This window comes from Bacillus cereus group sp. MYBK227-1 (genome assembly GCF_051916325.1).
In the GTDB taxonomy this organism is placed as follows: domain Bacteria; phylum Bacillota; class Bacilli; order Bacillales; family Bacillaceae_G; genus Bacillus_A; species Bacillus_A cereus.
The window spans coordinates 600803-622950 of record NZ_JBQAGK010000001.1 but is presented as its reverse complement, the minus strand read 5'-3'; the positions used below and the strand labels follow the sequence as shown (position 1 = coordinate 622950).

The window sequence follows — 22148 nt, the reverse complement described above, 5'->3', positions numbered from 1 at the left end:
TAGGTGAGGAAAGCTTCTCTCACCTATCAATTATTTATTTCACAAGCGCTATAAGAGATTTTAATTTCCCTGCTGCATGGACATAAGCCCTCGCCGACGCTTCCAATACGTCTTGCGCAACTCCGAAACCTGATATTTGGTGACTACCTTCTTTTAATTCAACATGAACGTGAGCAAGTGCATCTTGACCTTGTGTAATAGATTGTATGCGATAATCTGCCAATTCACATTCTAATCCTAAAATTCTTTGAATCGCATTGTATATCGCTTCAATACTACCAGAACCAGTGGCTGCATCTTCATATACATTTCCTTCCTCATCCTTCAGCACAACTGTTGCGCATTGTGTACTATTTGATACGAAATGCACTTGTAATTGCGTAATGTTATATTGCTGGGCTGCAAATGCTGCTTCACCAAGCATAATTGCGCGTAAATCTTCCTCAGTAATTTCCTTTTTACGATCCGCCAATTTTTTAAATGCTTCGAATGCCGCATCTCGCTCTTCATTTGTAAATTCATAACCAAGCTCTTTCATTTTTTCCGTAAACGCATGACAGCCAGAATGTTTCCCAAGTACAAAGAGATTTTGAGATTCTCCTATAAGCGCTGGTTCGATAATTTCATAAGTTGTTACTTCTTTTAAAACCCCATCTTGGTGGATGCCTGATTCATGAGCAAATGCATTCGCTCCAACGATTGCTTTATTTTTCGGTACAACCATACCCGTTAACCTGCTTACTAATGTACTCGTCGCCTTAATTTCTTTTAAAGTCATCGAAGGTTCTGCTTTATAAAAATCTTTTCTAATATGAAGAGCTACTGCAACTTCTTCTAACGCTGCATTCCCTGCTCTTTCTCCAATGCCATTAATCGTTCCTTCTACTTGCACTGCTCCCCCTTCAACCGCAGCTAACGAATTTGCTACTGCCATACCAAGATCATCGTGACAATGACAAGAAAAAATCGCTTTTTCATATGATGGAACGGATTCTTGTAAGTATTTAAAAAGAGAATAATACTCTTCCGGATTTGTATATCCAACTGTATCCGGAATATTAATTACATTCGCTCCTGCTCGAATCGCAATTTCTACTGCTTCAGCTAAAAATGCTCTCGATGTTCTTGTCGCATCTTCTGCAGAAAATTGTACTGTCGGAAATAATGATTTTCCGAGCGTAACCGAGCGATGAATACTATTTAACACATCTTCTTTTGACATACAAAGTTTATATTTCATATGAATATCACTCGTAGCTAGAAATACGTGTAGACGAGGAGATACAGCGCCTCTCACAGCTTCATATGCTCTTCGAATGTCACTTTCTTTCGCTCTAGCTAAACTCATAACCGTAGCGTTTTGAATTGTATTCGCGATGCGTTTTACCGATTGGAAGTCACCTTCGGAAGCTGCCGCGAATCCAGCTTCCATTACATGAATACCAAGCCTCTCTAATTGCCTAGCAATTTGTAACTTCTCTTGTTCATTTAAATTTACTCCTGGTGATTGTTCGCCATCACGAAGCGTTGTATCCATGAACAAAATCTGCTTCATATTATTTAATCCCTACCTTTACTCGCGGCTGTACGAAAGGCATCATTTCACGTAATTTACGTCCTACTACTTCGATTTCATGTTCATTCTCTTTCTCATTTGTCGCGTGGAAATTTGGTCTTCCTGCTTTATGCTCTGCAATCCAGCCTCTTGCAAATGTACCATCTTGAATTTCTGCTAATACTGCCCCCATCGCTTTCTTCGTATCTTCAGTAACAACGCGTGGTCCTGATACGAAGTCTCCCCACTGCGCTGTATCTGAAACTGAATATCTCATATTTTCAAGTCCACCTTCATACATAAGGTCAACGATTAGCTTCAGTTCATGTAAACATTCAAAATATGCAAGTTCAGGCTGGTATCCCGCATCAACTAACGTTTCAAATCCTGCTTTTACAAGTGCAGTCACTCCGCCGCAGAGTACAGCTTGCTCTCCAAATAAATCTGTTTCTGTTTCTTCTTTAAACGTCGTTTCTAATACACCAGCTCTCGTTGCTCCAATTCCGTCAGCATAAGAAAGTGCTTTTTCAGTCGCAACTCCTGTTGCATCTTGATATACTGCAAATAATGCAGGAACAGCCCCTCCCTCGGCGAACGTACGGCGTACGAGATGCCCCGGTCCTTTTGGCGCTACTAGAAATACATCTACATTCGCTGGTGGTTTTACTTGATCAAAGTGAACATTAAATCCATGTGCGAACACGAGAGAGTTTCCAGCCTGTAAATTTGGTGCAATTTCAGCTTCATATACTTCTGGTTGTAATTCATCAGGTAATAGAATCATTACTACATCAGCTTTTTCCGCTGCTTCTGCTACTGTATATACAGAAAACCCATCTTCATTCGCTTTATCCCAAGACTTACCTTTTCTTAAACCTACTACTACATCAAATCCGTTATCACGTAAATTTTGCGCATGCGCATGACCTTGCGAGCCATATCCGATGATTGCTACTTTCTTTTCCTTTAATACATTTACTGTTACATCTTTCTCATAATAAACTTTTGCCATTTTCATTTCCCCCTATATTTAAATGATTATTGAATTAACATAACTTGCTTATCTTGTTTTTTCATACTACGTGTAAATGCTGTTACACCTGTTCTAGCAATTTCTTTTAAACCGTATGGACGAAGTAATTCAATTAACGCTTCTACTTTATCTTGCGTACCTGTTACTTGCACAACTATGGAATCCTTCCCAACATCTATTACAGCGGCTCGAAATGGTTCAATTAAACTATATAATTCTGCCCTCGCTACAGAAGTTGCTACTTTAATAAGAGCAAGCTCTCTAGCAATCATTGCTTCTTCTGTAATATCTGATACTTTCAGAACATCGATTTGCTTATGAAGTTGTTTAATTAACTGCTCAACTTGCTGTTCACTTTCAACGTGTACAACAATCGTCATTCGCGATATATCTGATGATTCTGTATGACCTACTGAAATACTTTCAATATTAAAATGTCTTCGTGTCATAACCCCTGTAATTCGGTTTAACACACCACTTTGATTTCGAACTGTCGCTGTAACAATTCTCTTCACCCTTTTTCCACTCCCTCCATTTGGTGAACACCTTTTCCTGGTGCAACCATCGGCATAACCTTCTCTGATTGAAGTACACGACAATCGATTACGACTGGCTCTTGTAATTCGATCGCATGCTGGATTTGCTTCTTTGCAAGAAGTGGATCGTCAATACGAACACCTTTTATACCATACGCATTCGCAAGAGCGACGAAATCTGGTTGGCATGGCAATAAAGAATGTGAATATCTTTGATTGTAAAATTCATCTTGCCATTGTCTTACCATTCCTAAAGCTTCATTATTTAAAATAAATACTTTAACGGGTAAAGCGTGTTCTTTTAATACACTTAATTCTTGCAGAGTCATTTGAAACCCAGCATCACCAACAATTGCAATAACTAGTTCATCTCTCTTTGCAATTTGCGCACCGATTGCTGCTGGAAATCCGAACCCCATCGTTCCTAATCCGCCAGAAGTTACCCATTTATCTGGATTTTTCAACGGATAGTATTGTGCTGCCCACATTTGATGTTGCCCAACGTCTGTTGTTACAATCGCTTCTCCTTTCGTAATTTCATATAGCATATCAATCGCATATTGAGGTTTAATACTTTCAGAATTTCTTTTATAAGAGAATGGATATTTTTCTTTTCTATTCTTTAATAAAAATAGCCATTCATGATGATTTTCTTTCTTTCCTTCTGATTGAAGCAATACTTCTAACGCCTGCTTAGCACTTGCAACAATAGGAATCTCTGTTGGCACATTTTTCCCGATTTCTGCTGGATCAATATCGATATGTGCAACAGTCGCCCCTTTAGCAAAAAAAGCTAAATTTCCAGTAAGACGATCATCAAATCTCGCGCCTATATTAATGAGTAAGTCGCATTCATATAACGCCATATTGGCTGTATAAGAACCGTGCATTCCCCCCATCCCTAGAAATAGTTCATCATCTGGTGGAAAACCACCAAGTCCAAGTAATGTATGCACAACAGGGATTTCATATTTACGAGCAAAACTTGTCAATTCTTTCGAAGCTTTCGCATGCAATATACCCGCTCCAGCTAAAATTAACGGTTTTTTTGCGGTTTCAATTACTTGTAGTAATTTGTTTATTTGAAGTAGATTCGGTTCATAATTAGGGTTATATCCTGGTAAATCCATTTGTACATTGCTACATCGCTCACCTTTCTCGACTACCATATCTTTCGGAAGGTCAATAACGACTGGTCCTGGTCTTCCTGTTTTAGCAATATGAAATGCTTCTTTAATAATTCGAGGTAAATCTGAGGCCTTTCGCACTTGATAGTTATGTTTTGTCACTGGCATCGTAAGTCCCATAATATCTGCCTCTTGAAAAGCATCGCTCCCAATTAACGTTGTTGCTACTTGGCCTGTAAATACTACAAGTGGCAATGAATCAATCATCGCATCAGCTAGACCCGTAATTACATTTGTAGCACCTGGTCCACTCGTTGCAATTACAACCCCTGGATTCCCTGTAATTCTGGCATACCCTTCAGCAGCGTGAATTGCCCCTTGCTCATGCCTTGTTAAAATATGCGGAATTTCACAATCATACAATGCATCATAGAGAGGTAAAACGGCACCACCCGGATAACCGAAAATCACTTCTACGCCTTCCTTTTCTAGCGCTTCTAACAATAGCTGTGCACCAGTTTCCAGTTTCTCTTCCGTTTTTGAAGACATTGTTCTTATAAGCCCCCTTTTTCAAACTTTTATACAATAAAAAAATCCTACGTCCACACTCCAGCTATGTGCTGAAGGGACGAAAGATTTCGCGGTACCACCCTTCTTTGCAAGAATACTCTTGCCTCAGTGATCCATAAATGGATCTAGCTAATAACGGAGCTACCGTCTAAGCCTAGACAAATGCTTTAGCTTAGCACTCAAGGGCGATGTTCGTCGACGTGAACCATCGGTTTTCAGCAACCACCGACTCTCTGTGAGGCTTCACAATCAACTACTCCTCCCTATCAACGCTTTCTTATGTTAAAAAAGTTGTTATCCAACTTTATTTTCTTCGTAAATTTTCTCTCCATCTTCTACAACTAACTTACGAAACTCTTCTAATAAACGGTTCGTATGTGGACCTGTTTGCCCTAAGCCAATCGTTCTACCATCTACTGTCGTAACAGCAATAACTTCAGCAGCTGTTCCTGTTAAAAACACTTCATCAGCTACATATACATCATGTCTTGTAAATAACTCTTCTCTTACGTCATATCCAAGTTTTTCGCCGATTTCTAAAATGGCGTTTCGTGTAATACCTTCTAACGCTCCAGCAGAACTTGGTGGTGTAATTAATTTATTTCCTTTAACAATAAACACGTTATCTCCTGAGCCTTCAGCTACATATCCTTGATCATTTAACATAAGTGCTTCTTGTACTCCAGCTAATTTCGCTTCAATACGAACTAAAATATTGTTTAAGTAATTTAAAGATTTTACTTGAGGGGATAAAACATCGGGACGATTTCGGCGCGTTGCAACTGTTACAACTGGAATCCCTTTCTCATAATATTCTTGTGGGAATAAAGATAATTGTTCTGCAATTACTACTACATTCGGCTTCTTACATGAATCGGGATCCAATCCAAGATTTCCTGCTCCTCTTGATACAACAAGGCGAATGTATCCATTAGATAATTTATTTTGTCGAATCGTCTCAACAACAATATTTGTTACTTCATCTAATGAATATGGAATTTCTAAAAGGATTGATTTTGCTGATTCATACAACCGGACAAGGTGCTCTCTCAAACGGAAAACATTACCGCTATAAACTCTAATTCCTTCAAACACTCCATCGCCATATAAATAGCCATGATCATATACTGAAACTTTTGCCTCATCTTTTGGAACAAATTCTCCATTTAAGAAAATCCATTGCTCATTCACTAGAAGCGCCTCCTATGTTCTATGAATTTTTTATTGTTTCCTAGTTTACTCTCCTTTCTAAATAAATCAAGTGAATTTTTAGAAAATTTATAATTTTTAATCGTACGTACTTCTTTACTTATATTGATTTAACAACATTGTTAACGTTTACAAAAAGTCAAAAAATTTTTTTCGTCAATTTCCACTAAAAAAATATTTGTTTAAAAGAAGGATTTTCATCAATTGATGCGAATCTATTGTATTCAATAAACGGACGTCCGATTTTATAAATCCGGGAATATATAACGACTTTTGCTGAAAAAGGGGGAAAATAACAAAAATAGCGCTGTCTAAAAATAACATTCATATTTTTCATTTCGTAATCATAATCCTATTTTTAAAAAACAATTTGTCAAAATGAAGGAGGAAATAAATATGGCGTGTGTACAAATTAAAGGAACGAGACAAGAGGTAGTAGAAATGCTGCAATTATTTGATCTAATGGATACGAAAGGTTTTTGTAAATTCGATAATTACGTAGAGGTAGAACCAAATACGCAAGAACATAATCATTTTATTGCTTCAATCGACATCCATTCAAATACTTCTTCTGCCCAAGATACATTAAACGATCAATTCGTTAGTCAAATGCTTACTGGCGTATATAACGACTAAACAAAGATTTACTTCCTACCGTCTTTTCATAAATGCAGTGAACTTGAGCATACTAGCAATTAGATGGTAGGAGGTGAGAATTATGGCTAGAATTGGCGTTGAAAACTCATTAACAGACGTTCAACAAGCTCTTCAGCAACAAGGTCATGAAGTTGTTACACTTAACTCAGAACAGGATGCACAAGGTTGTGATTGTTGCGTTGTAACTGGGCAAGATTCTAATGTGATGGGCATTGCAGATACATCAATTAAAGGATCAGTCATTACAGCTCACGGTTTAACAACGGATGAAATTTGTCAACAAGTTGAAAGTCGCACTTAAAAAATGAAAGAGGACTCCTTTTAAAAGGAGTCCTCTTTTTTATATTCACCTAACGGGAAAGTAACATATACTGGATGAAAGCCCTACCTCTCTCTCATCATTACGGTTCCACTGACCGCTCCTTGATTCACTAGTATACATATATAGCTTACAAATACAATTTATAGGGTTTGTTCACAAAAGTTGTTGATAAAATTACCCGATCTTTCGCAAACTTTTCGTATTGCATTCATAAGAGATATTTACTTTACACTAGCTGTAACCGAGACACGAATTAAAATTCTAACACCAATACAATAACTTGTCAATATTTTTCCGCAAATTAAAAACAGACATTAACGGTTTGTCTGTTTTAGAATGGAGCTTTTTCTTTTATTACATATACAACAAAGCCGCTTACTAACATAAATAAGCCAACTACTAAGTTTTTGATATTAATCATAAATTCCTCTCCCTTATTCCACACATCATATATATTTACATTTCAATTATTCCGATCATCCTAAAGCGCACTTTTTCTAATATATCATAATTCCTAAAAAATGCAAGTTCACTTTTGACGACCATTCACAAATTTATCTACAGTGCTTGGTACAGTATTTAAAGCCTTTTCAATTAAATGTGTACTGCTGTTGAGATGTAATACTTGCACTCCATTAGAACCAACTACTAAAAAAGCTACTGGACTAATGGAAACCCCAGCCCCGCTTCCTCCTCCAAATGGATGCCCTTGTTTGTTCTCTTTATGCTGATTTTGCCCACCGTTATGTTTTTCAGTAATGAAATCCCCTTTAAAATCACTTCCACCAGCTCCAAAACCAAAAGCCACTTGAGATACTGTTAATACTACATTTCCGTCAGCTGTTGAAACCGGGCTCCCAACAATTGTATTTACATCTACCATTTCTTTTAAATTTGTCATTGCCGTTTTCATTAAATTTTCAATTGGATGTTCCATTATGTATTGCACCCTTTCCTCATTATTCCTTTTTATATTTTCCAAAATAGAGGAAGTCATACTAACTTTTCCTATTTCAAGAAAACATTTTCCTCCTTTTAAAAGATACTACTCCCTGTACATGCTCCGGTATAGTGAAACTTTAATCAGTGGGATGTGTACGTAGCTCGACTCTCACAAATAGCGGGATAAAAAAGAAAAAGAGATACATACTACTATTGAACCTTGTTATGAAAGGAGTCATGACTTTGACTGAGAAATTTGATGATTATAAAAGAAAAGATAGAATAGATAGTGATTATAGTGACTATAAAGAAGAGTACGCCGCTGAGGTTGCACCACAACGCATTGATTATGATTACAATGATAAAGACGATAAAGATGTTGTAAAATCGTCCGCTGCTGGATCAACTGCTGGTTTTATTGCTCTTGCGCTATCTATCTTATCGCTGTTTACATTTCCAACACTATTTGGTCTTGTTTCTGTTTTACTCGGTATTTACGCTTATAATCGCGGAGCTACTGTAACTGGCGGTATCGCTGCAGTTGTCGGTGGAATTGCTGCACTTATCGCAATTTTATTCCGAGTAGCACTTATTGGTCTATTGTTCTCCCTGTTCTAAAAAAGAAAAAGGTATCTCGCTTAACGCGGGATACCTTACCCTGTAAACACATCTTCCGATGGATATTTTATTTTTTGTTTTGCTGGTCGCGCTAAAGAGAACACAAGTGTTAATGGTCCAATTAATCCGCAGAACATAACAAACATAATAATACATTTTCCGAATGCCGATAGCTTTGCAGTAATTCCCATCGTTAATCCGACTGTGCCAAACGCTGATATTGTCTCAAATAATAATTGAATAAAGCTGAAGTTTTCTGTAAGCATTAATATGAATACCGCTGCTAAAATAAGTATTTGACTGGCAACAGCAATCGCTAAGGCCCTCGTTACTGTCGACATTTTAATTGTACGCTGAAATAAAACAATTTCCTCCTTTTTTCTAAAGAAAGAAAGGACAGATGTAATTAAGATAACAAACGTCGTTAATTTAATTCCTCCACCTGTCGATACACTTCCTGCACCAATAAACATCAAAATCATCGTAAATAATATAGATGATTCTTCCATACCTCCATAGTCAACCGTATTAAATCCAGCTGTCCGCGGAGTAATACCTTGAAAGAAGGAAGCCCATAGTTTTTCATTTAAAGATAAATTCCCTAACGTCTTCACATTATTATATTCCAATACAAAAATCACAATCATTGCTATAATATTTAGCACTACTGTTCCAATAATCATTATTTTTGAGTGAAGTGATAATTTTCGAAAACTGCGGCTATACCATATATCAATTAATACGGTAAAACCGAGTCCCCCAATTACAATTAAAGAGCAAATCCCAATATTAATAATGGGATCCCCTACATATCTTGTTAAATTATCTGGCCATAAAGCAAATCCTGCATTATTATAAGATGCAATTACATGAAAAATACTATAGTATAAACCTTTTCCAAAACCAAACTCTGGAATAAAGCGAAACGATAAAAAGATGACCCCAATAAGTTCAATACAAATCGAAAATATAAAGACACGCTTTACTAATTTTACAAGACCACCTATATTTGTTTGATTAAATGCTTCTCCAATTAATAAACGATGGCGTAATCCGATTTTTTTACCTAGTACCCAAACAATTAAAATGGCAATTGTCATAAGGCCTAGACCACCTGTTTGAATTAAAAACATAATAACAATTTCGCCAAACATCGTAAATGTACTTGCTGTATCCACTACTCCCAAACCAGTTACGGTCGCTGCTGACGTTGCTGTAAAGAAAGCATCTACCCAACTAATATGTACTTTCGTTGCGAATGGTAATTTTAATAACAAACCGCCAACCACAATTAAGCAGAAAAAGCCTAATGCTAATATTTGTGGTGGGTTTAATCGTATAAGACGATTATACAGCCCTTGTTTTTTTGTTACGTCCATATCACTAACTCCCTTATTAAAGTGAAACTTTCCCCTCATACAATAAAAAGCTTTTTAAAAGCCCTTAAATAATTGGGACAAACCTTATATTCTCATAATATAGTTGAGCATAATCCTTTTTTTCATAGATTACAACTTTTATTTATATTCAGATTCCTTTTCGTTTTATGCCGGAAAACTCTATATCCTAACTCAATATTGCTAGCAATAACAATTTCATATGTACTATTTTTCAAATCCCCATATCTTTCACTCTATGTTCACATAGAGGTCACATCCACCTTTTATAGTATATGTATCGAAGCTGTTCCTCCCTAATTTATAAGACATTCCCCAGTGTCTTTGAATAGCTTCCATCCCTAATTAAATTGACATAAATTGTCCCCTTCCTTGACCATCTTATATATGATGGTCTTATTTTTTTGTCTTTCTATCTTTTATTTAAAACTCCCTCTCTCTTTCACTCTATGTTCACACAGAGGTCACATCTACCTTTTATAGTATATGTATCGAAGTTGTTCCTCCCTAATTTATAAGACATTCCCCAGTGTCTTAAAGCAACTTCCATCCCTAATTAAATTGACATAAATTGTCCCCTTCCTTGACCATCTTATATATGATGGTCTTATTTTTTGTCTTTCTATCTTTTATTTAAAACTCCCCCTCTCTTTCACCCTATGTTCACATGAGAGTCACACCTACCTTTTATAGTATATGTATAGAAGTTGTTCCTCCCTAATTTATAAGACATTCCCCAGTGTCTTAAAGCAACTTCCATCCCTAATTAAATTGACATAAAATGTCCCCTTCCCTAGACCATCCTATGTGATGGTCTATTTTATTTTCCAAACACAAAATCAGTCTATCTACACTTAAACAAAAACGAAAAATTCAGAAAATATTGTCAAATCAGGTATTTTTTCGGTATAATTACTTTAGAAAGAAATTTCGCAAAAACAAAAGGGGGGATTTTATTGAAACAAACAAAAGCAATCTTAATCGCATTATTTCTAGGTCTAGTTGTTGGACTCACTCTAAATTTAGCTGCTCCATCTATCTTTGAGCCACTAAATCAATTTGTGTTCAACCCAATTGGTCAATTGTTTATTCGACTTATTAAAATGCTAGTTGTTCCTGTTGTGTTCATTTCTATCGTACTTGGTGCTGCCGGCCTTGGAGATCCGAAACAACTTGGAAGAATCGGTTTAAAATCAATTTCATTCTTTCTCGTAACAACTGCGGTTGCCATCTCTATAGCGGTTACATTTGCACTTATTATAAAACCAGGAGCTGGCGGTAATTTTAAAACAGAAGGTCTTAAGTATGAAGGTGCAAAAACTGAAACATCTTTCGTCGACACATTGCTAAATATCGTACCAGATAACCCAGCAAAAGCGATGGCTGACGGAAACATGTTACAAATCATTGCCTTTGCCGTATTGATTGGACTCGGTATAGCTATTTTAGGAAAACGAGTTCAAGGTATCCATTCATTACTTGAACAGGGCAACGAATTAATGATGTATCTTGTTAATCTCGTTATGAAATTAGCCCCAATTGGAACATTCGGTTTGCTCGCTTCATCCGTTGGTAAAATGGGGCTTGCAGGCGTCGCTGCGATGTTCAAGTATATGATTGTCGTTATGTTAGTACTCATTATTCACGGGGTCTTTGTATATGGCGGCTTATTAAAGGTATTAGCAAAAGAAAGTATTGTTCGTTTCTTTAAACATTTCGGACCAGTAATGGCAATTGGATTTAGTACATCTAGCTCTAATGCATCGCTTCCATTTGCAATGAAAACAGCACAAGATAAGCTTGGCGTTCCAAAAGCGATAAGCTCATTTGTACAACCACTAGGGGCAACTATTAATATGGATGGTACTGCCATTATGCAAGGGGTAGCCACTGTATTTATCGCTCAAGTATACGGAGTTGAACTTACATTACCGCAATTAGCTATGGTCGTATTAACTGCTGTACTAGCTAGTATCGGTACTGCTGGTGTACCTGGTGTTGGACTTGTAATGCTTACAATGGTTTTAAATCAAGTAAATCTACCAGTAGAAGGTATCGCTTTAATTATCGGTATTGACCGTATTTTAGATATGTCTAGAACAGCTGTAAACATTTCTGGTGATGCAATTTGCGCAATGATTGTCGCAAAATCAGAAGAAAAATATAATACGGATCAATCGGCAGCATCTTAAATCAAAAAAGGAGTGATGAATTTCACTCCTTTTTTGATTTACTCCCTTTTTTAGAACGATATTCTTTCCCTTTATTATCATTACCAGTTTCAAATTCAGTGCTAAATTCCTGATTAAACTGGCCAGACTTTGGTGATCCTTGATTACCGCTCCCTTTACTACCGTTACGATTCGTCATATTTCTCCCTCCCTTCCTTGTATTAGTAGTATGGCGCTCTATCTTTTTTCATACACATTTTATTTTTTAACATCTATTACACATGAAAGAAGACCTCCCATATATAAGGAAGATCTTCTATTTCATCACGTAAGCGTTTTCTTGTTTATAATCACTTAAATAAGTTTTTTGGAAATTGAAATCATTACATTCATTTCATCTTCTGAAAGTGCAGAGAATCTTTCTTGTAAATATTGTTTTTTCGCATCTTCCATTTTCGCAACTAAATCTTTCCCTTGTTCTGTAATCTCTAAATACACAACTCGGCGATCTGATGTAGAACGTGAACGAGTTACAAAACCTTTATTAATTAATTTTTCTGTAACAGCTGTAATATGACTATTCGACACATTTAATTCATTTGCTACACGCGATACCATTTCTTTATTCGTACGATTTAATATTCTCAGGACGATGAATTCATTCCACGGTATGTAACCACCAAATATTTTTCCGATATCATTACGCAATGTGCGAAACATAGCAAACACATTTGTCGATAGTTCTTCCATTAATTGCTCTCGATTTTGAGACAACTTTGACAGCTCCTTTTATTTCATTTAGTTAAATAAAAACCTTATTAATAATTTTACATGAAATCTTACTTTTTGTCACCTTATTTTCCCATAATTCGTAGTTTTTTAATATGTATTTCATGATAAAATGAAGTTAACTTCCAGAAAAAAGGGGTATCTTAATGCATGAGGAGGAGAAATTCTCAAATCTCAGCCTAAAAGATAAAACGATTATCATTAGTATTATTGCTCTTTTTCTCATTATAATTTTTGCATTTATATTTTTTGTATATGTAGGAATCTTTCAAATTACAGGTATAGAGTATAGTTCACGTATTGCGTTACTTCTCTTTTTTTTATTAATCACTTTCTTAGACAGTATTACATTTTTCATCTTCAGTTTCTTCAAAGCGCTGCTATATCCACTGACACAAAACATGCCAAATTGGATTTCTATTACTCTTTTCTCATTCATTGAAATTACACTAGATTGGTTCGTCATTCATACTGCTGATGATTGGATAGAAAGCGTACAAATGTCCAACATAGCTGAATTATGTGTCGTACTATTCTTTTTCCTCTTAAATAAATTATTAAGTGACGAGAAAGAGTAAGAATACAAGCTTTTCTATATAAAAATTGGTACAATGAAAGCAAATCTTACTAAAGAGGTGTTAATTATGAACTTACAACAATGGGCTGATAAAGGTATGTCCTTTGATACATATGTGAATGAAATGCAAGTAAACCAATACGAGCTACTACACATTTACAATAACTTTTTAATTCCAAATGAATTACTTCCTGTATTAGAAGAACGTCAAAATGACGGCTGGCGTGTTATCGTATTAACTGCTGATTGGTGTGGCGATGCTCTTTTATGCGTACCTGTTATGAAACGAATTTCTGAAGTTGCAAATATTGAAATGAGTTTATTAATTCGCGACGAAAACTTAGAATTAATGGATCAATATTTAACAAATGGAACAGCACGTGCGATTCCAATCTTTATTTTCATTGATAAAGATGGAAATGAACAAGCCGTCTTTGGACCACGCGCTCCAAAAGTACAAGAATTAGTAACTTCAATGCGCGCTACATTACCCGAAAAAGAAGATCCAAGATTCCAAGAAAAACAAAAAGAAATGTATGCTAATTTCCGTGCTACATTAGCTGATGATACTTCTCTTTGGGAGCATGTAATGGAAAATATGGTGGAAAAAATAGTAAAATAAAAACCTGCCGAGCTCGGCAGGTTTTTTTATTACATAATGAAGAAATAGAATACCGCAGCTAAAATGAAACGATAATAAGCGAACGGTGTTAGTTTCACACGAGATAATAATTTCAAGAATGAAACAATTGCAAGCATCGCAACAACGAATGCAGTTACAAATCCTGTTACAAATAGCGTTATATCTGCTGAGCTTAATACATCCCAGCTTTTAATTAAATCTAATCCACTTGCAGCTACCATCATCGGTACCGCTAAAATGAACGTATATTCAGCTGCCGCTGTATGCGACACGCGAGCTAATAAACCACCACTGATTGTAGAACCAGAACGAGAAAATCCTGGCCAAAGAGCCAAACATTGAAACATTCCAATTGTAAATGCCTGTTTATATGTGATTTCATCTAACGTTCTTGCTGTACTTGGTTTCGAAAACTTCTCAGCAACAATCATTAAAATACCACCGGCTACTAAGCTAATAACAACTGGTCCTGGACCAAATAAAACCTCTTTAATAGTGCTATGGAATAACACGCCAAGTATCCCAGCAGGAATCATCCCGATAATAATATGTAATAAATTTAACGATGGTCCGTCTGTTACTTTACCTATTCCAACTAACGACCATAGACGCTTCCAAAATATAACAACAACTGCTAAAATCGATCCCAATTGGATAACAACTTCAAAAACTTTCGCTCTCTCATCGTCAAATCCAATTAAATGTCCTGTTAAAATCATATGTCCTGTTGATGATACTGGTAGAAACTCTGTTAACCCTTCAACAGCACCCATGATTAAACCAATTAACCAATCAGCCACAAGTAGTGCCTCCTTAATAACAAATAATATGTAATTTTTTCACACCTTATCATAATACCTTATCCCTTTTCAAAGTGCATCCTTTTTTTATTGGCTTCATATGTTATAGGCGCGTATTTCTTTTCTAATCTTTGATTAAATTGTATGATAGTAAGAGTTTGTTTTTTTATACGGAAAGGGGATTTTATGAAAGAAACTACTTCATTCTCACAAAAGTTAAAGCAATTTGTATTACTATTTTTTCCGATTTTCGTAACGCAAATGTCATTATTTGCGATGAGTTTTTTTGATACAACAATGTCAGGACATGCAAGTCCAACTGATTTAGCAGGTGTTGCAATTGGAACAAGTATATGGATTCCAGTTAGTACGGGGTTAACAGGAATTTTAATGGCTACTACTCCCATTGTTGCACAGCTCGTTGGATCCAAGAAAAAAGAGGACGTTCCCCACGTTGTCATACAAGCAGTTTATTTAGCAATTTGTGCTAGCTTCGTTGTTATCCTCATCGGTTTTTTCGTCGTTTCACCTATTTTAAATGGCATGCGCTTAGAAGAACCTGTGGAACGTATTGCAGCGCAATTTTTAAGTATTATCGCAATAGGAATTATACCTTTATTCACTTACACTGTTTTACGTGGATTTATTGATGCATTAGGAAAAACTCGAACAACGATGATTATTACATTATTATCATTACCAATTAACGTAATATTAAATTACCTATTAATTTTTGGTAACTTCGGTTTCCCAAAGCTTGGTGGTGTCGGAGCAGCAATTGCTTCCACTGCAACATATTGGTGCATTTTAATTATTACAGTCATTATTATTCAGACGAAAGAGCCTTTTGCCTCTTTCAACATTTTCAAACAATTATACCGACCTTCTCTTTCGAGTTGGAAAGCATTCTTAAAACTTGGCGTCCCTATCGGATTTGCTATCTTTTTTGAAACGAGTATTTTCGCTGCGGTAACGCTCATGATGAGTAATTTTAGTACGACAACTATTGCAGCTCACCAAGCAGCTATGAACTTTGCTTCCTTGTTATATATGACTCCGCTAAGTTTAGCAATGGCAATGACTATTGCGGTCGGATTCGAAGTTGGAGCAAAACGTTACGATAATGCAAAACAATACGGATTGATTGGAATTGGATTAGCCCTTGCCTTTGCTTTATTATATTCGATTCTTCTCTACTTCTTTGATGATCAAATTGCTTCTATTTATACGACAGATGCAAAAGTTCATCATTTAGCAAAAGAATTTCTTATCTTTGCAATTTTATTTCAAATTTCAGATGCAATTGCAACCCCTGTACAAGGAGCTTTGCGTGGTTATAAAGATGTAAATGTTGCTCTAATTATGACTTTAATTGCTTATTGGATAATAGGTCTACCACTAGGTTACATATTAGCGACGTATACAGAATGGGCCGCGAAAGGCTATTGGATCGGTCTTATTATCGGTCTAGCATTTGGCGCTGCCTTCCTACTTATCCGTCTCTTTCAAGTACAACGAAAATATACAACACAAAACAGCCGCTAATAATAAAGCGGCTGTTTTCTTTATGCATATTTTTTCTTGTAACGTATAATATAATGAAAAAGAAAGGTGGGTACATATGGACGACAAAGAAAAAAAGCAATCATTCGATGAAGAATTTGCCCCTGAAATTTCACCTGGATATCGGCAAGATGTACATAAGCCACCTAAATATAAAAACACTTCGTTTTTAATGGGCATTACCATTTTCGCTGCTGTATTACTCATACTTATCATTTTCGTTTATTTTTGATGAAAGGTGGCCTATTATATGAAGAAACAAGATTCCAATCGTTCAAAAAGAACTGTTAAAACACAAAAAGGATATGCAGGAGATTCTGTTCATACTCTTAAACAAGTCGAGCAAGGGAATTTATATATTGCTCAAAAAGAACTTGGTCAACAAAATGAAAATCTTTAAAGGCCCTTTATTCCTTGAGGGCCTTTTTATTCCGCATTAAGTAATACACCCTCAAATGTTCTATTGAGCAATGAATTTCCTTTATTGTACGCGCTGCTTTTGTTCTAGCACCATAAATATATTATTAACCTTTACAATTTTCACTTCATAATTCAATTTCATTTCGCTTCTCTTACCATTTTCAGTACCCGCAACGTACGCTACAGCTTGATAAAGAAAACTCTCATCGGTCTCTTCACGTATCTCCTCGCTTGTAAATTTATACTCTAAATCTTGAAAACGATTTGGATAATAATTTTCCATTAATGGTTCATACCCTCTATTTAAAAATATTTCTTCACCTTTTCGTTTCACATCTTCTTTATTATTAAACTCAAACACTGATAGTTGTTCAGTCACAAAATGCTCTCCTACCTTTTTCATTTCATTATGAGTTAAATTTTCTATACTTTTGTTCTTTAACTCCTTATTTAACTCGTACTGATCAATCGGTTTAAAGGTAGCAAAAACCTCCTCTTTATATGACCAAAACAATACAAAAGCGATACATAGAGAAATGATTAACAGTCTTTTTTTCGTAATACTCCCGCCCTTCTTCATAATAATAGATATATTTTAACATATAGAAAGAAAATTCTGATATCATAAAATAGAATAACTTAACTCAGAAACGAGGAACAATTATGGACTCTTACAAACATTATATAAAAGAAGCTTTGCCTAATCTTTCTATACATTCATATAAACAAAATGAAGAAGGATGGGATAATGTAGCAGTTATAGTAAATGATGAGCTACTGTTTCGTTTCCCGCGAAAACAGGAATATGCGATGCGAATTCCGTTAGAAAAAGAACTATGCGCAATTCTCACTCAATCACTACAAGAAATCGAAGTTCCACAATATCACCTAATTTATAAAAACGAATCTGATGAGGTTCCTCTTTGTAGTTACTATACTCTCATTCATGGTGAACCATTAAAAACAGAAACAGTTGCCACGCTGGAGGATACAGAGCTGAAAGCAATTATTACACAATTAGCTACTTTCCTTGCGGTACTACATAGTATTCCTTTACACCAAGTTACAACGCTATGTTTCCCTATTGAAAAAACATGTACCTACTGGAAAGAGCTACAAACAAAATTAAACCAATATCTCACTACTAGCCTTACTTCATTACAGAAACTAGCCTTAAATCGCTTATTTGAAAATTTCTTTGCATGTTTAGCTACATCCACTTTTCAAAACACAATCATTCACGCTGATTTTACTCATCATCACATTTTATTTAACAAGCATAACAAAAGCATTTCAGGTGTTATCGATTTTGGTGATGCGCAAATTGGCGATCCTGCTTTTGATTTTGCAGGACTATATTATGATTTCGGAGATGAGTTTACTACATCTGTATATGAACAGTACAGTACACTTATTTCTCATCATGATCCATTACTCATTCATCGTATTACTACCTTTTATCAATACAGTCCTTTACTACATAATATTATTTATAACTTTGAGTCAGAGAATGAACTCGAATTCATTACAGGCACAGAACAGCTAAAAACGATATTACAGGGATGAGATTACATTCTCTCCCTATATACTCTCTCCTCATACATCATTAACTTTTTATCCATTTCAACAATAACTTTATACAATTGAAACGCCTGTAAAATTTGCAGTTGAATTTCAAAAGGAGCATTTTGTTCTTTTAACCATTGAAATACTTTTGTTTCATCTTTCATTGATTATTCCTCCCTTTATTCTGCTATTTGTGGGTAGCCCGATTAATGAGGGCTGATAATCAGTGGGTGATTGACAAAACCCCCACTGATTAAAGTTTCACTTTATTAAAATCTGCTACAAATATACCGTAAATGATGAAAAGCTTTTCATGTCAATAACAAAAAAGGATGCAAAGTTGCATCCTTTAATGAACTATATTTTTCTTCTGTTTCGCTTCTGTCTTTACTTCTTCCCCTTGGCATTCACTACGAAACGCGCAACTTATACACTCAGAACGAAAATGACGCTCTGTATAATGCTCAGGTTGCTCTAACATTTCTTTCATTCTAGATAAATCAGCCATTCCAGTTATAATATCTTCCTGTTTCGGAATGTACTCATACTTAGTTCCTTCTATTAAATTAATAACTTCAATTTTTCCTGGAAGAACTCCGAAAGCTTTATAACTGAATACTGTCATTAGCTTCTGACAAAGAGCAAGCATTTCCTCATCTGCATCGACAACATACTTTTTAATTACAAACGACTCAGCACTCCACTCACCAACTTCAAATGTCAATGACATGTGGACACCTAACTCTTCCATATATGTTTGAAACTTCTCGTATAAAAACAATGGTGGTGTCTGACTATCATCCTTTTCAACGAACTGTAATAAGTGATCCGTTAGCTTCGCTAATACAATATAGTACTCCGTCTTCGAAGCAAACATATTAATCCTTACTTTTTTCCAATACTTTTCTATTAATATTAAAAGTACAATTTTCGTTTGTTGACCCGCAGGTAGCGTGTAATACTCGTTAATAATTTGATTGACAATCATTTGTGCTATTTGTTGCCATTCAAATGAAGAAGGTTCTCTTCTTTTTATGTGACGAAAATAAAATTTATGCGGACAACGCATAAAATCATACAAATGATAATCTGTCATCGTTTTGATTGAGATTTTCTCATGCACTTGCTCTTCATCTCCCTTCTGCCATTAAGAAAGGTGTTTTACAAATTCAGCTCCAAACTGTAAACATTTTTCTACATCTTCATCTTCTGGCGTTAATTCTACTTTTAGTCCTTCTAACACAACTGCTGCCCCGCGCTCTTGTAGCTTTTCTATTAAAATGTCAACTGCCACTCCGTATTTCGGATAAGCCGAATCACATGATCCGAATACTGCCGCTTTTTTCCCAGTTAAATCAATAGAATCCATTGCATCATAAAAATCTAAGAAATCATCAGGAAGATCGCCATCTCCCCAAGTGTATGCACCTAAAATAATTCCATCATACTGTTCTAATATAGAAGCTTCTGGTGAATCCATAATATCAATAACTTCAATTTCATTTTCTGTTTCACGAATTACGCCGGCAATATGGTCAGCCATTTCCTCTGTATTTCCACTCATACTTGCAAAAATCATTACTAACTTACTCAACTGAACCTCTCCCTTTACTTTGTATCTCTTTTTCTGTTTGAATGCTCTTCTTCTCATCTACATATTCAGACCGAATTACATTTCTTTGCCATTCCATATGCTGATCAACATCTTTATTTTTATCTTTTAATCCCCTCCGCAGAAGGTGAAAATTCTTTCTCATTAACATGTCGCATCCATCCTATTGATAATAATTATCAATTCCAACTATATTTAGATTAATTGACATTGATTATCAATGTCAATAACTATTTTTAAAAAAATGATTAAAATGTACAAGCTTGTCCGTTAGCTATTCATATACTATGAATGAGCATAGTTCTTTCTCAGCCCTCTCTGACGGAAAGAAATAAAAGCAACTGCAATAGAGTGCAGTTGCCTTTTTTTGTTTTTCTATGATTTTAGTAATCTTATAGTCGTCTCTAAAAATAGCTCCACTCCACAAATTAATGCTGATTCATCCAAGTCAAATTTCGGATGATGATGTGGATAACAAGTATATATATTTTCATTACCTGTTCCTAATTTAATGAAACAACCAGGTGCTTTTCTTAAATATGCTGAAAAATCTTCTCCACCCATAGAAGGTTCAAGCTTCACAACACGCTCATTCCCAAACAAATGTAGTGCACTTTCTTCTACTATTTTCGTAATATATTCATCATTAATAACCGGATCATATCCATATCGATACGTATATGTATACGATCCTCCATGTGCTTCTGTAATTCCTTTCACAATTTTCTCGATTTTCCCTTCTGCTTCCACCCTCAATGCTTGATTAAATGAACGAACAGTTCCCATTAAAGTTGCTGTACTAGGAATAATATTGTCAGCCGTTCCCCCATGAAATTGTGTAACTGAAACAACCCTTTGCATAAAAGCACTTGTATTTCTTGATACGATATGTTGTAGATTTGTAATAATCTGCGCTCCGATAGCAATAGGATCTATCGTTTCTTCTGGTCGCGCCGCATGTCCTCCTTTGCCTTGAATCTCAACTGTAAATACGTCTGGAGCTGCCATCATCGGTCCATATGCAATTCCTATCTTTCCACTCTCAAGTCCTGACATAACATGTAAACCTATTACATAATCAACACCGTCCATTACACCTGCCTCAACCATTTCTTGTCCCCCGCCTGGATACACCTCTTCTGCGTGCTGAAAGAATAGACGAATCTCACCTGCAAAATCTTCCTTTATATTTGATAACACCTCTGCTGTGCTTAATAAAATAGCTGCGTGAGCATCGTGCCCACATGCATGCATCATTCCTTTATTCACAGATGTATAAGATTTACTTGTCTCCTCTTGAATTGGCAAAGCGTCTATATCAGCTCGAATCGCAATTACTTTCCCTTGCTTCACACCTCTTTTAATTGCTAGTACACTATATTTCGTCGGTCTCGTTACTTCAAAAGAAGAAAATGAGCATAATGTATCATATATAAATTGCGAAGTTTCTTTTTCATGAAATGATAATTCCGGATACTTATGGAAATGCCTTCTCCATTTCACGATATTTTCTTCCGAAATTAGATTCTTCCACACTCTATTCATGATAATTTCCTCCTTTTCAAAAGAACTAGAAATTTAAAAGTTTACTCCGTCTTAAATGATTAATAAAAACAAACACTGTATTTTTACGTATTCTTATAGTCCACTTTTATGTATTCACACAATCCACTTTCTATTTACATGTCAAACCCATTACAAATTCATGCTGAATGTAATATAATTGCTAAGTTAGGGATTTTCTTTTTTAGTATTTAGTGCTAATATCAGAAAAGAGCCTTTTGACTTATTTTTACCTAAAATGTGGGATTTTGTTTTTTTCACAATAATGTAGGACATGATACCTACAAAGAGCTATTATTTCATTAAGAGAGGGAAAGACATGGAAAGATTAAAAGAGATATGGTCTCGACCACTCACACAATGGGTTGCAAAGACGGTTTATTATCTTGCAATTTTATTTGCATTACTTTGGTTGTATGGATTCCATGATACAAACACAAGTACATTTATTTACAATGAATTCTAGGGTGGGAACGTT

28 protein-coding genes and 1 other annotated feature are annotated in these 22148 nt (G+C 35.5%); of the genes, 11 read left to right on the top strand and 17 right to left on the bottom strand.

From position 1 onward, the window contains the following. Positions 1 to 34 precede the first annotated feature (34 nt). From leuA to ilvE, 5 genes are all read right to left on the bottom strand, one after another. Positions 35 to 1555 (bottom strand): 2-isopropylmalate synthase, encoded by a 1521-nt coding sequence (gene leuA, locus ACTFRM_RS03415; protein WP_440043090.1) that lies wholly within the window; start codon positions 1553 to 1555, stop codon positions 35 to 37. A 1-nt stretch (position 1556) separates the two neighbouring features. Further along, complete coding sequence (gene ilvC, locus ACTFRM_RS03410; protein ID WP_001151740.1) at positions 1557 to 2567, bottom strand: ketol-acid reductoisomerase; 1011 nt, start codon at positions 2565 to 2567, stop codon at positions 1557 to 1559. Positions 2568 to 2593: 26 nt separating this feature from the next. Then, entirely contained in the window at positions 2594 to 3103 is a 510-nt protein-coding gene (gene ilvN / locus ACTFRM_RS03405; protein ID WP_000822952.1) for an acetolactate synthase small subunit, read from the bottom strand. Then, on the bottom strand, positions 3100 to 4800 hold the full coding sequence (gene ilvB / locus ACTFRM_RS03400) for an acetolactate synthase large subunit (RefSeq protein ID WP_000095878.1): 1701 nt from the start codon (positions 4798 to 4800) through the stop codon (positions 3100 to 3102). The genes ilvN and ilvB overlap by 4 nt, the downstream gene beginning before the upstream one ends. A gap of 72 nt (positions 4801 to 4872) precedes the next feature. Next, positions 4873 to 5100: a binding site (T-box leader), on the bottom strand. Positions 5101 to 5115: 15 nt separating this feature from the next. After that, positions 5116 to 6012, bottom strand: a complete 897-nt coding sequence (gene ilvE, locus ACTFRM_RS03395; protein ID WP_001005486.1) for a branched-chain-amino-acid transaminase — start codon at positions 6010 to 6012, stop codon at positions 5116 to 5118. A gap of 414 nt (positions 6013 to 6426) precedes the next feature. On the opposite strand from ilvE, the gene ACTFRM_RS03390 reads away from it, so the two are divergent. Both ACTFRM_RS03390 and ACTFRM_RS03385 read left to right on the top strand, forming a co-directional pair. Further along, the gene (locus ACTFRM_RS03390) at positions 6427 to 6666 is read left to right on the top strand and encodes a DUF3911 family protein (protein WP_000752514.1); all 240 of its coding nucleotides are present in this window, start codon (positions 6427 to 6429) and stop codon (positions 6664 to 6666) included. Between the two features lie 82 nt (positions 6667 to 6748). Further along, positions 6749 to 6988, top strand: coding sequence for a YkuS family protein (locus tag ACTFRM_RS03385; protein WP_000101022.1), 240 nt, complete (start codon positions 6749 to 6751; stop codon positions 6986 to 6988). Positions 6989 to 7340: 352 nt separating this feature from the next. Here the strand turns inward: ACTFRM_RS03385 and ACTFRM_RS03380 are convergent, their stop codons facing one another. Beyond that, positions 7341 to 7430, bottom strand: a complete 90-nt coding sequence (locus tag ACTFRM_RS03380) for a hypothetical protein (protein WP_000608227.1) — start codon at positions 7428 to 7430, stop codon at positions 7341 to 7343. A 108-nt stretch (positions 7431 to 7538) separates the two neighbouring features. Then, positions 7539 to 8006, bottom strand: coding sequence for a GerW family sporulation protein (ytfJ, locus tag ACTFRM_RS03375; RefSeq protein WP_000204234.1), 468 nt, complete (start codon positions 8004 to 8006; stop codon positions 7539 to 7541). 188 nt (positions 8007 to 8194) lie between these two features. Between ytfJ and ACTFRM_RS03370 the strand changes: the two genes are divergently transcribed. Continuing rightward, entirely contained in the window at positions 8195 to 8569 is a 375-nt protein-coding gene (locus ACTFRM_RS03370) for a hypothetical protein (RefSeq protein ID WP_000136542.1), read from the top strand. Positions 8570 to 8604: 35 nt separating this feature from the next. Here ACTFRM_RS03370 and ACTFRM_RS03365 read toward each other — a convergent pair whose 3' ends face one another. Beyond that, positions 8605 to 9948 carry a TrkH family potassium uptake protein gene (locus ACTFRM_RS03365; RefSeq protein ID WP_000383524.1) on the bottom strand — a complete coding sequence of 448 codons (1344 nt, stop codon included), beginning with the start codon at positions 9946 to 9948 and terminating at the stop codon, positions 8605 to 8607. Between the two features lie 974 nt (positions 9949 to 10922). On the opposite strand from ACTFRM_RS03365, the gene ACTFRM_RS03360 reads away from it, so the two are divergent. Then, positions 10923 to 12158 carry a dicarboxylate/amino acid:cation symporter gene (locus ACTFRM_RS03360; RefSeq protein ID WP_000814802.1) on the top strand — a complete coding sequence of 412 codons (1236 nt, stop codon included), beginning with the start codon at positions 10923 to 10925 and terminating at the stop codon, positions 12156 to 12158. A 22-nt stretch (positions 12159 to 12180) separates the two neighbouring features. Here the strand turns inward: ACTFRM_RS03360 and ACTFRM_RS03355 are convergent, their stop codons facing one another. Both ACTFRM_RS03355 and ACTFRM_RS03350 read right to left on the bottom strand, forming a co-directional pair. Beyond that, a complete protein-coding gene (locus tag ACTFRM_RS03355) occupies positions 12181 to 12336 on the bottom strand; it encodes a hypothetical protein (RefSeq protein WP_000184928.1) in 156 nt (51 codons plus the stop codon). A gap of 155 nt (positions 12337 to 12491) precedes the next feature. Next, a complete protein-coding gene (locus ACTFRM_RS03350) occupies positions 12492 to 12911 on the bottom strand; it encodes a MarR family winged helix-turn-helix transcriptional regulator (protein ID WP_000081432.1) in 420 nt (139 codons plus the stop codon). A gap of 161 nt (positions 12912 to 13072) precedes the next feature. Here ACTFRM_RS03350 and ACTFRM_RS03345 point away from each other — a divergent pair, with 161 nt between their 5' ends. Further along, complete coding sequence (locus ACTFRM_RS03345) at positions 13073 to 13504, top strand: YrvL family regulatory protein (protein WP_000544070.1); 432 nt, start codon at positions 13073 to 13075, stop codon at positions 13502 to 13504. A gap of 33 nt (positions 13505 to 13537) precedes the next feature. Then, on the top strand, positions 13538 to 14125 hold the full coding sequence (locus tag ACTFRM_RS03340; RefSeq protein ID WP_121868155.1) for a thioredoxin family protein: 588 nt from the start codon (positions 13538 to 13540) through the stop codon (positions 14123 to 14125). Positions 14126 to 14154: 29 nt separating this feature from the next. Here ACTFRM_RS03340 and uppP read toward each other — a convergent pair whose 3' ends face one another. Beyond that, positions 14155 to 14946, bottom strand: a complete 792-nt coding sequence (gene uppP / locus ACTFRM_RS03335; protein WP_000796253.1) for a bacitracin resistance undecaprenyl-diphosphatase — start codon at positions 14944 to 14946, stop codon at positions 14155 to 14157. Positions 14947 to 15132: 186 nt separating this feature from the next. On the opposite strand from uppP, the gene ACTFRM_RS03330 reads away from it, so the two are divergent. The 3 genes from ACTFRM_RS03330 to ACTFRM_RS03320 all read left to right on the top strand — a co-directional run bounded on the left by ACTFRM_RS03330 (position 15133) and on the right by ACTFRM_RS03320 (position 16909). After that, positions 15133 to 16491 (top strand): MATE family efflux transporter, encoded by a 1359-nt coding sequence (locus tag ACTFRM_RS03330; protein ID WP_000665548.1) that lies wholly within the window; start codon positions 15133 to 15135, stop codon positions 16489 to 16491. Positions 16492 to 16567: 76 nt separating this feature from the next. Further along, positions 16568 to 16741 (top strand): hypothetical protein, encoded by a 174-nt coding sequence (locus ACTFRM_RS03325; protein ID WP_000341062.1) that lies wholly within the window; start codon positions 16568 to 16570, stop codon positions 16739 to 16741. A gap of 18 nt (positions 16742 to 16759) precedes the next feature. Then, positions 16760 to 16909, top strand: a complete 150-nt coding sequence (locus ACTFRM_RS03320; RefSeq protein ID WP_000743742.1) for a hypothetical protein — start codon at positions 16760 to 16762, stop codon at positions 16907 to 16909. A gap of 81 nt (positions 16910 to 16990) precedes the next feature. Here ACTFRM_RS03320 and ACTFRM_RS03315 read toward each other — a convergent pair whose 3' ends face one another. After that, positions 16991 to 17509 (bottom strand): biotin transporter BioY, encoded by a 519-nt coding sequence (locus ACTFRM_RS03315; protein ID WP_121868153.1) that lies wholly within the window; start codon positions 17507 to 17509, stop codon positions 16991 to 16993. Between the two features lie 83 nt (positions 17510 to 17592). Here ACTFRM_RS03315 and ACTFRM_RS03310 point away from each other — a divergent pair, with 83 nt between their 5' ends. Further along, a complete protein-coding gene (locus tag ACTFRM_RS03310) occupies positions 17593 to 18495 on the top strand; it encodes an aminoglycoside phosphotransferase family protein (protein WP_000378985.1) in 903 nt (300 codons plus the stop codon). Positions 18496 to 18497: 2 nt separating this feature from the next. Here ACTFRM_RS03310 and ACTFRM_RS03305 read toward each other — a convergent pair whose 3' ends face one another. From ACTFRM_RS03305 to amaA, 5 genes are all read right to left on the bottom strand, one after another. Continuing rightward, entirely contained in the window at positions 18498 to 18659 is a 162-nt protein-coding gene (locus ACTFRM_RS03305; RefSeq protein ID WP_000651086.1) for a hypothetical protein, read from the bottom strand. Positions 18660 to 18844: 185 nt separating this feature from the next. Continuing rightward, the gene (locus ACTFRM_RS03300; protein WP_000544574.1) at positions 18845 to 19618 is read right to left on the bottom strand and encodes a hypothetical protein; all 774 of its coding nucleotides are present in this window, start codon (positions 19616 to 19618) and stop codon (positions 18845 to 18847) included. 24 nt (positions 19619 to 19642) lie between these two features. Then, a complete protein-coding gene (locus ACTFRM_RS03295; protein WP_000041153.1) occupies positions 19643 to 20089 on the bottom strand; it encodes a flavodoxin in 447 nt (148 codons plus the stop codon). Next, on the bottom strand, positions 20082 to 20258 hold the full coding sequence (locus ACTFRM_RS03290) for a hypothetical protein (protein ID WP_000929023.1): 177 nt from the start codon (positions 20256 to 20258) through the stop codon (positions 20082 to 20084). The genes ACTFRM_RS03295 and ACTFRM_RS03290 overlap by 8 nt, the downstream gene beginning before the upstream one ends. Before the next feature lie 224 nt (positions 20259 to 20482). Next, on the bottom strand, positions 20483 to 21652 hold the full coding sequence (amaA, locus tag ACTFRM_RS03285) for an N-acyl-aliphatic-L-amino acid amidohydrolase (protein ID WP_001082783.1): 1170 nt from the start codon (positions 21650 to 21652) through the stop codon (positions 20483 to 20485). Between the two features lie 337 nt (positions 21653 to 21989). On the opposite strand from amaA, the gene ACTFRM_RS03280 reads away from it, so the two are divergent. Continuing rightward, positions 21990 to 22136 carry a teichoic acid D-Ala incorporation-associated protein DltX gene (locus ACTFRM_RS03280; protein WP_000440293.1) on the top strand — a complete coding sequence of 49 codons (147 nt, stop codon included), beginning with the start codon at positions 21990 to 21992 and terminating at the stop codon, positions 22134 to 22136. The last annotated feature ends 12 nt before the right edge of the window (positions 22137 to 22148 follow it).

What these genes read in the sequence shown, in the direction of transcription:
- leuA (WP_440043090.1), bottom strand. Translation starts at nt 1,555, where the DNA reads ATGAAGCAGATTTTGTTCATGGATACAACGCTTCGTGATGGCGAACAA.
- ilvC (WP_001151740.1), bottom strand. Translation starts at nt 2,567, where the DNA reads ATGGCAAAAGTTTATTATGAGAAAGATGTAACAGTAAATGTATTAAAG.
- ilvB (WP_000095878.1), bottom strand. Translation starts at nt 4,800, where the DNA reads ATGTCTTCAAAAACGGAAGAGAAACTGGAAACTGGTGCACAGCTATTG.
- ACTFRM_RS03390 (WP_000752514.1), top strand. Translation starts at nt 6,427, where the DNA reads ATGGCGTGTGTACAAATTAAAGGAACGAGACAAGAGGTAGTAGAAATG.
- ACTFRM_RS03385 (WP_000101022.1), top strand. Translation starts at nt 6,749, where the DNA reads ATGGCTAGAATTGGCGTTGAAAACTCATTAACAGACGTTCAACAAGCT.
- ACTFRM_RS03380 (WP_000608227.1), bottom strand. Translation starts at nt 7,430, where the DNA reads ATGATTAATATCAAAAACTTAGTAGTTGGCTTATTTATGTTAGTAAGC.
- ytfJ (WP_000204234.1), bottom strand. Translation starts at nt 8,006, where the DNA reads ATGACTTCCTCTATTTTGGAAAATATAAAAAGGAATAATGAGGAAAGG.
- ACTFRM_RS03365 (WP_000383524.1), bottom strand. Translation starts at nt 9,948, where the DNA reads ATGGACGTAACAAAAAAACAAGGGCTGTATAATCGTCTTATACGATTA.
- ACTFRM_RS03355 (WP_000184928.1), bottom strand. Translation starts at nt 12,336, where the DNA reads ATGACGAATCGTAACGGTAGTAAAGGGAGCGGTAATCAAGGATCACCA.
- ACTFRM_RS03345 (WP_000544070.1), top strand. Translation starts at nt 13,073, where the DNA reads ATGCATGAGGAGGAGAAATTCTCAAATCTCAGCCTAAAAGATAAAACG.
- ACTFRM_RS03340 (WP_121868155.1), top strand. Translation starts at nt 13,538, where the DNA reads ATGAAAGCAAATCTTACTAAAGAGGTGTTAATTATGAACTTACAACAA.
- ACTFRM_RS03330 (WP_000665548.1), top strand. Translation starts at nt 15,133, where the DNA reads ATGAAAGAAACTACTTCATTCTCACAAAAGTTAAAGCAATTTGTATTA.
- ACTFRM_RS03325 (WP_000341062.1), top strand. Translation starts at nt 16,568, where the DNA reads ATGGACGACAAAGAAAAAAAGCAATCATTCGATGAAGAATTTGCCCCT.
- ACTFRM_RS03320 (WP_000743742.1), top strand. Translation starts at nt 16,760, where the DNA reads ATGAAGAAACAAGATTCCAATCGTTCAAAAAGAACTGTTAAAACACAA.
- ACTFRM_RS03315 (WP_121868153.1), bottom strand. Translation starts at nt 17,509, where the DNA reads ATGAAGAAGGGCGGGAGTATTACGAAAAAAAGACTGTTAATCATTTCT.
- ACTFRM_RS03310 (WP_000378985.1), top strand. Translation starts at nt 17,593, where the DNA reads ATGGACTCTTACAAACATTATATAAAAGAAGCTTTGCCTAATCTTTCT.
- ACTFRM_RS03305 (WP_000651086.1), bottom strand. Translation starts at nt 18,659, where the DNA reads ATGAAAGATGAAACAAAAGTATTTCAATGGTTAAAAGAACAAAATGCT.
- ACTFRM_RS03290 (WP_000929023.1), bottom strand. Translation starts at nt 20,258, where the DNA reads ATGTTAATGAGAAAGAATTTTCACCTTCTGCGGAGGGGATTAAAAGAT.
- amaA (WP_001082783.1), bottom strand. Translation starts at nt 21,652, where the DNA reads ATGAATAGAGTGTGGAAGAATCTAATTTCGGAAGAAAATATCGTGAAA.
- ACTFRM_RS03280 (WP_000440293.1), top strand. Translation starts at nt 21,990, where the DNA reads ATGGAAAGATTAAAAGAGATATGGTCTCGACCACTCACACAATGGGTT.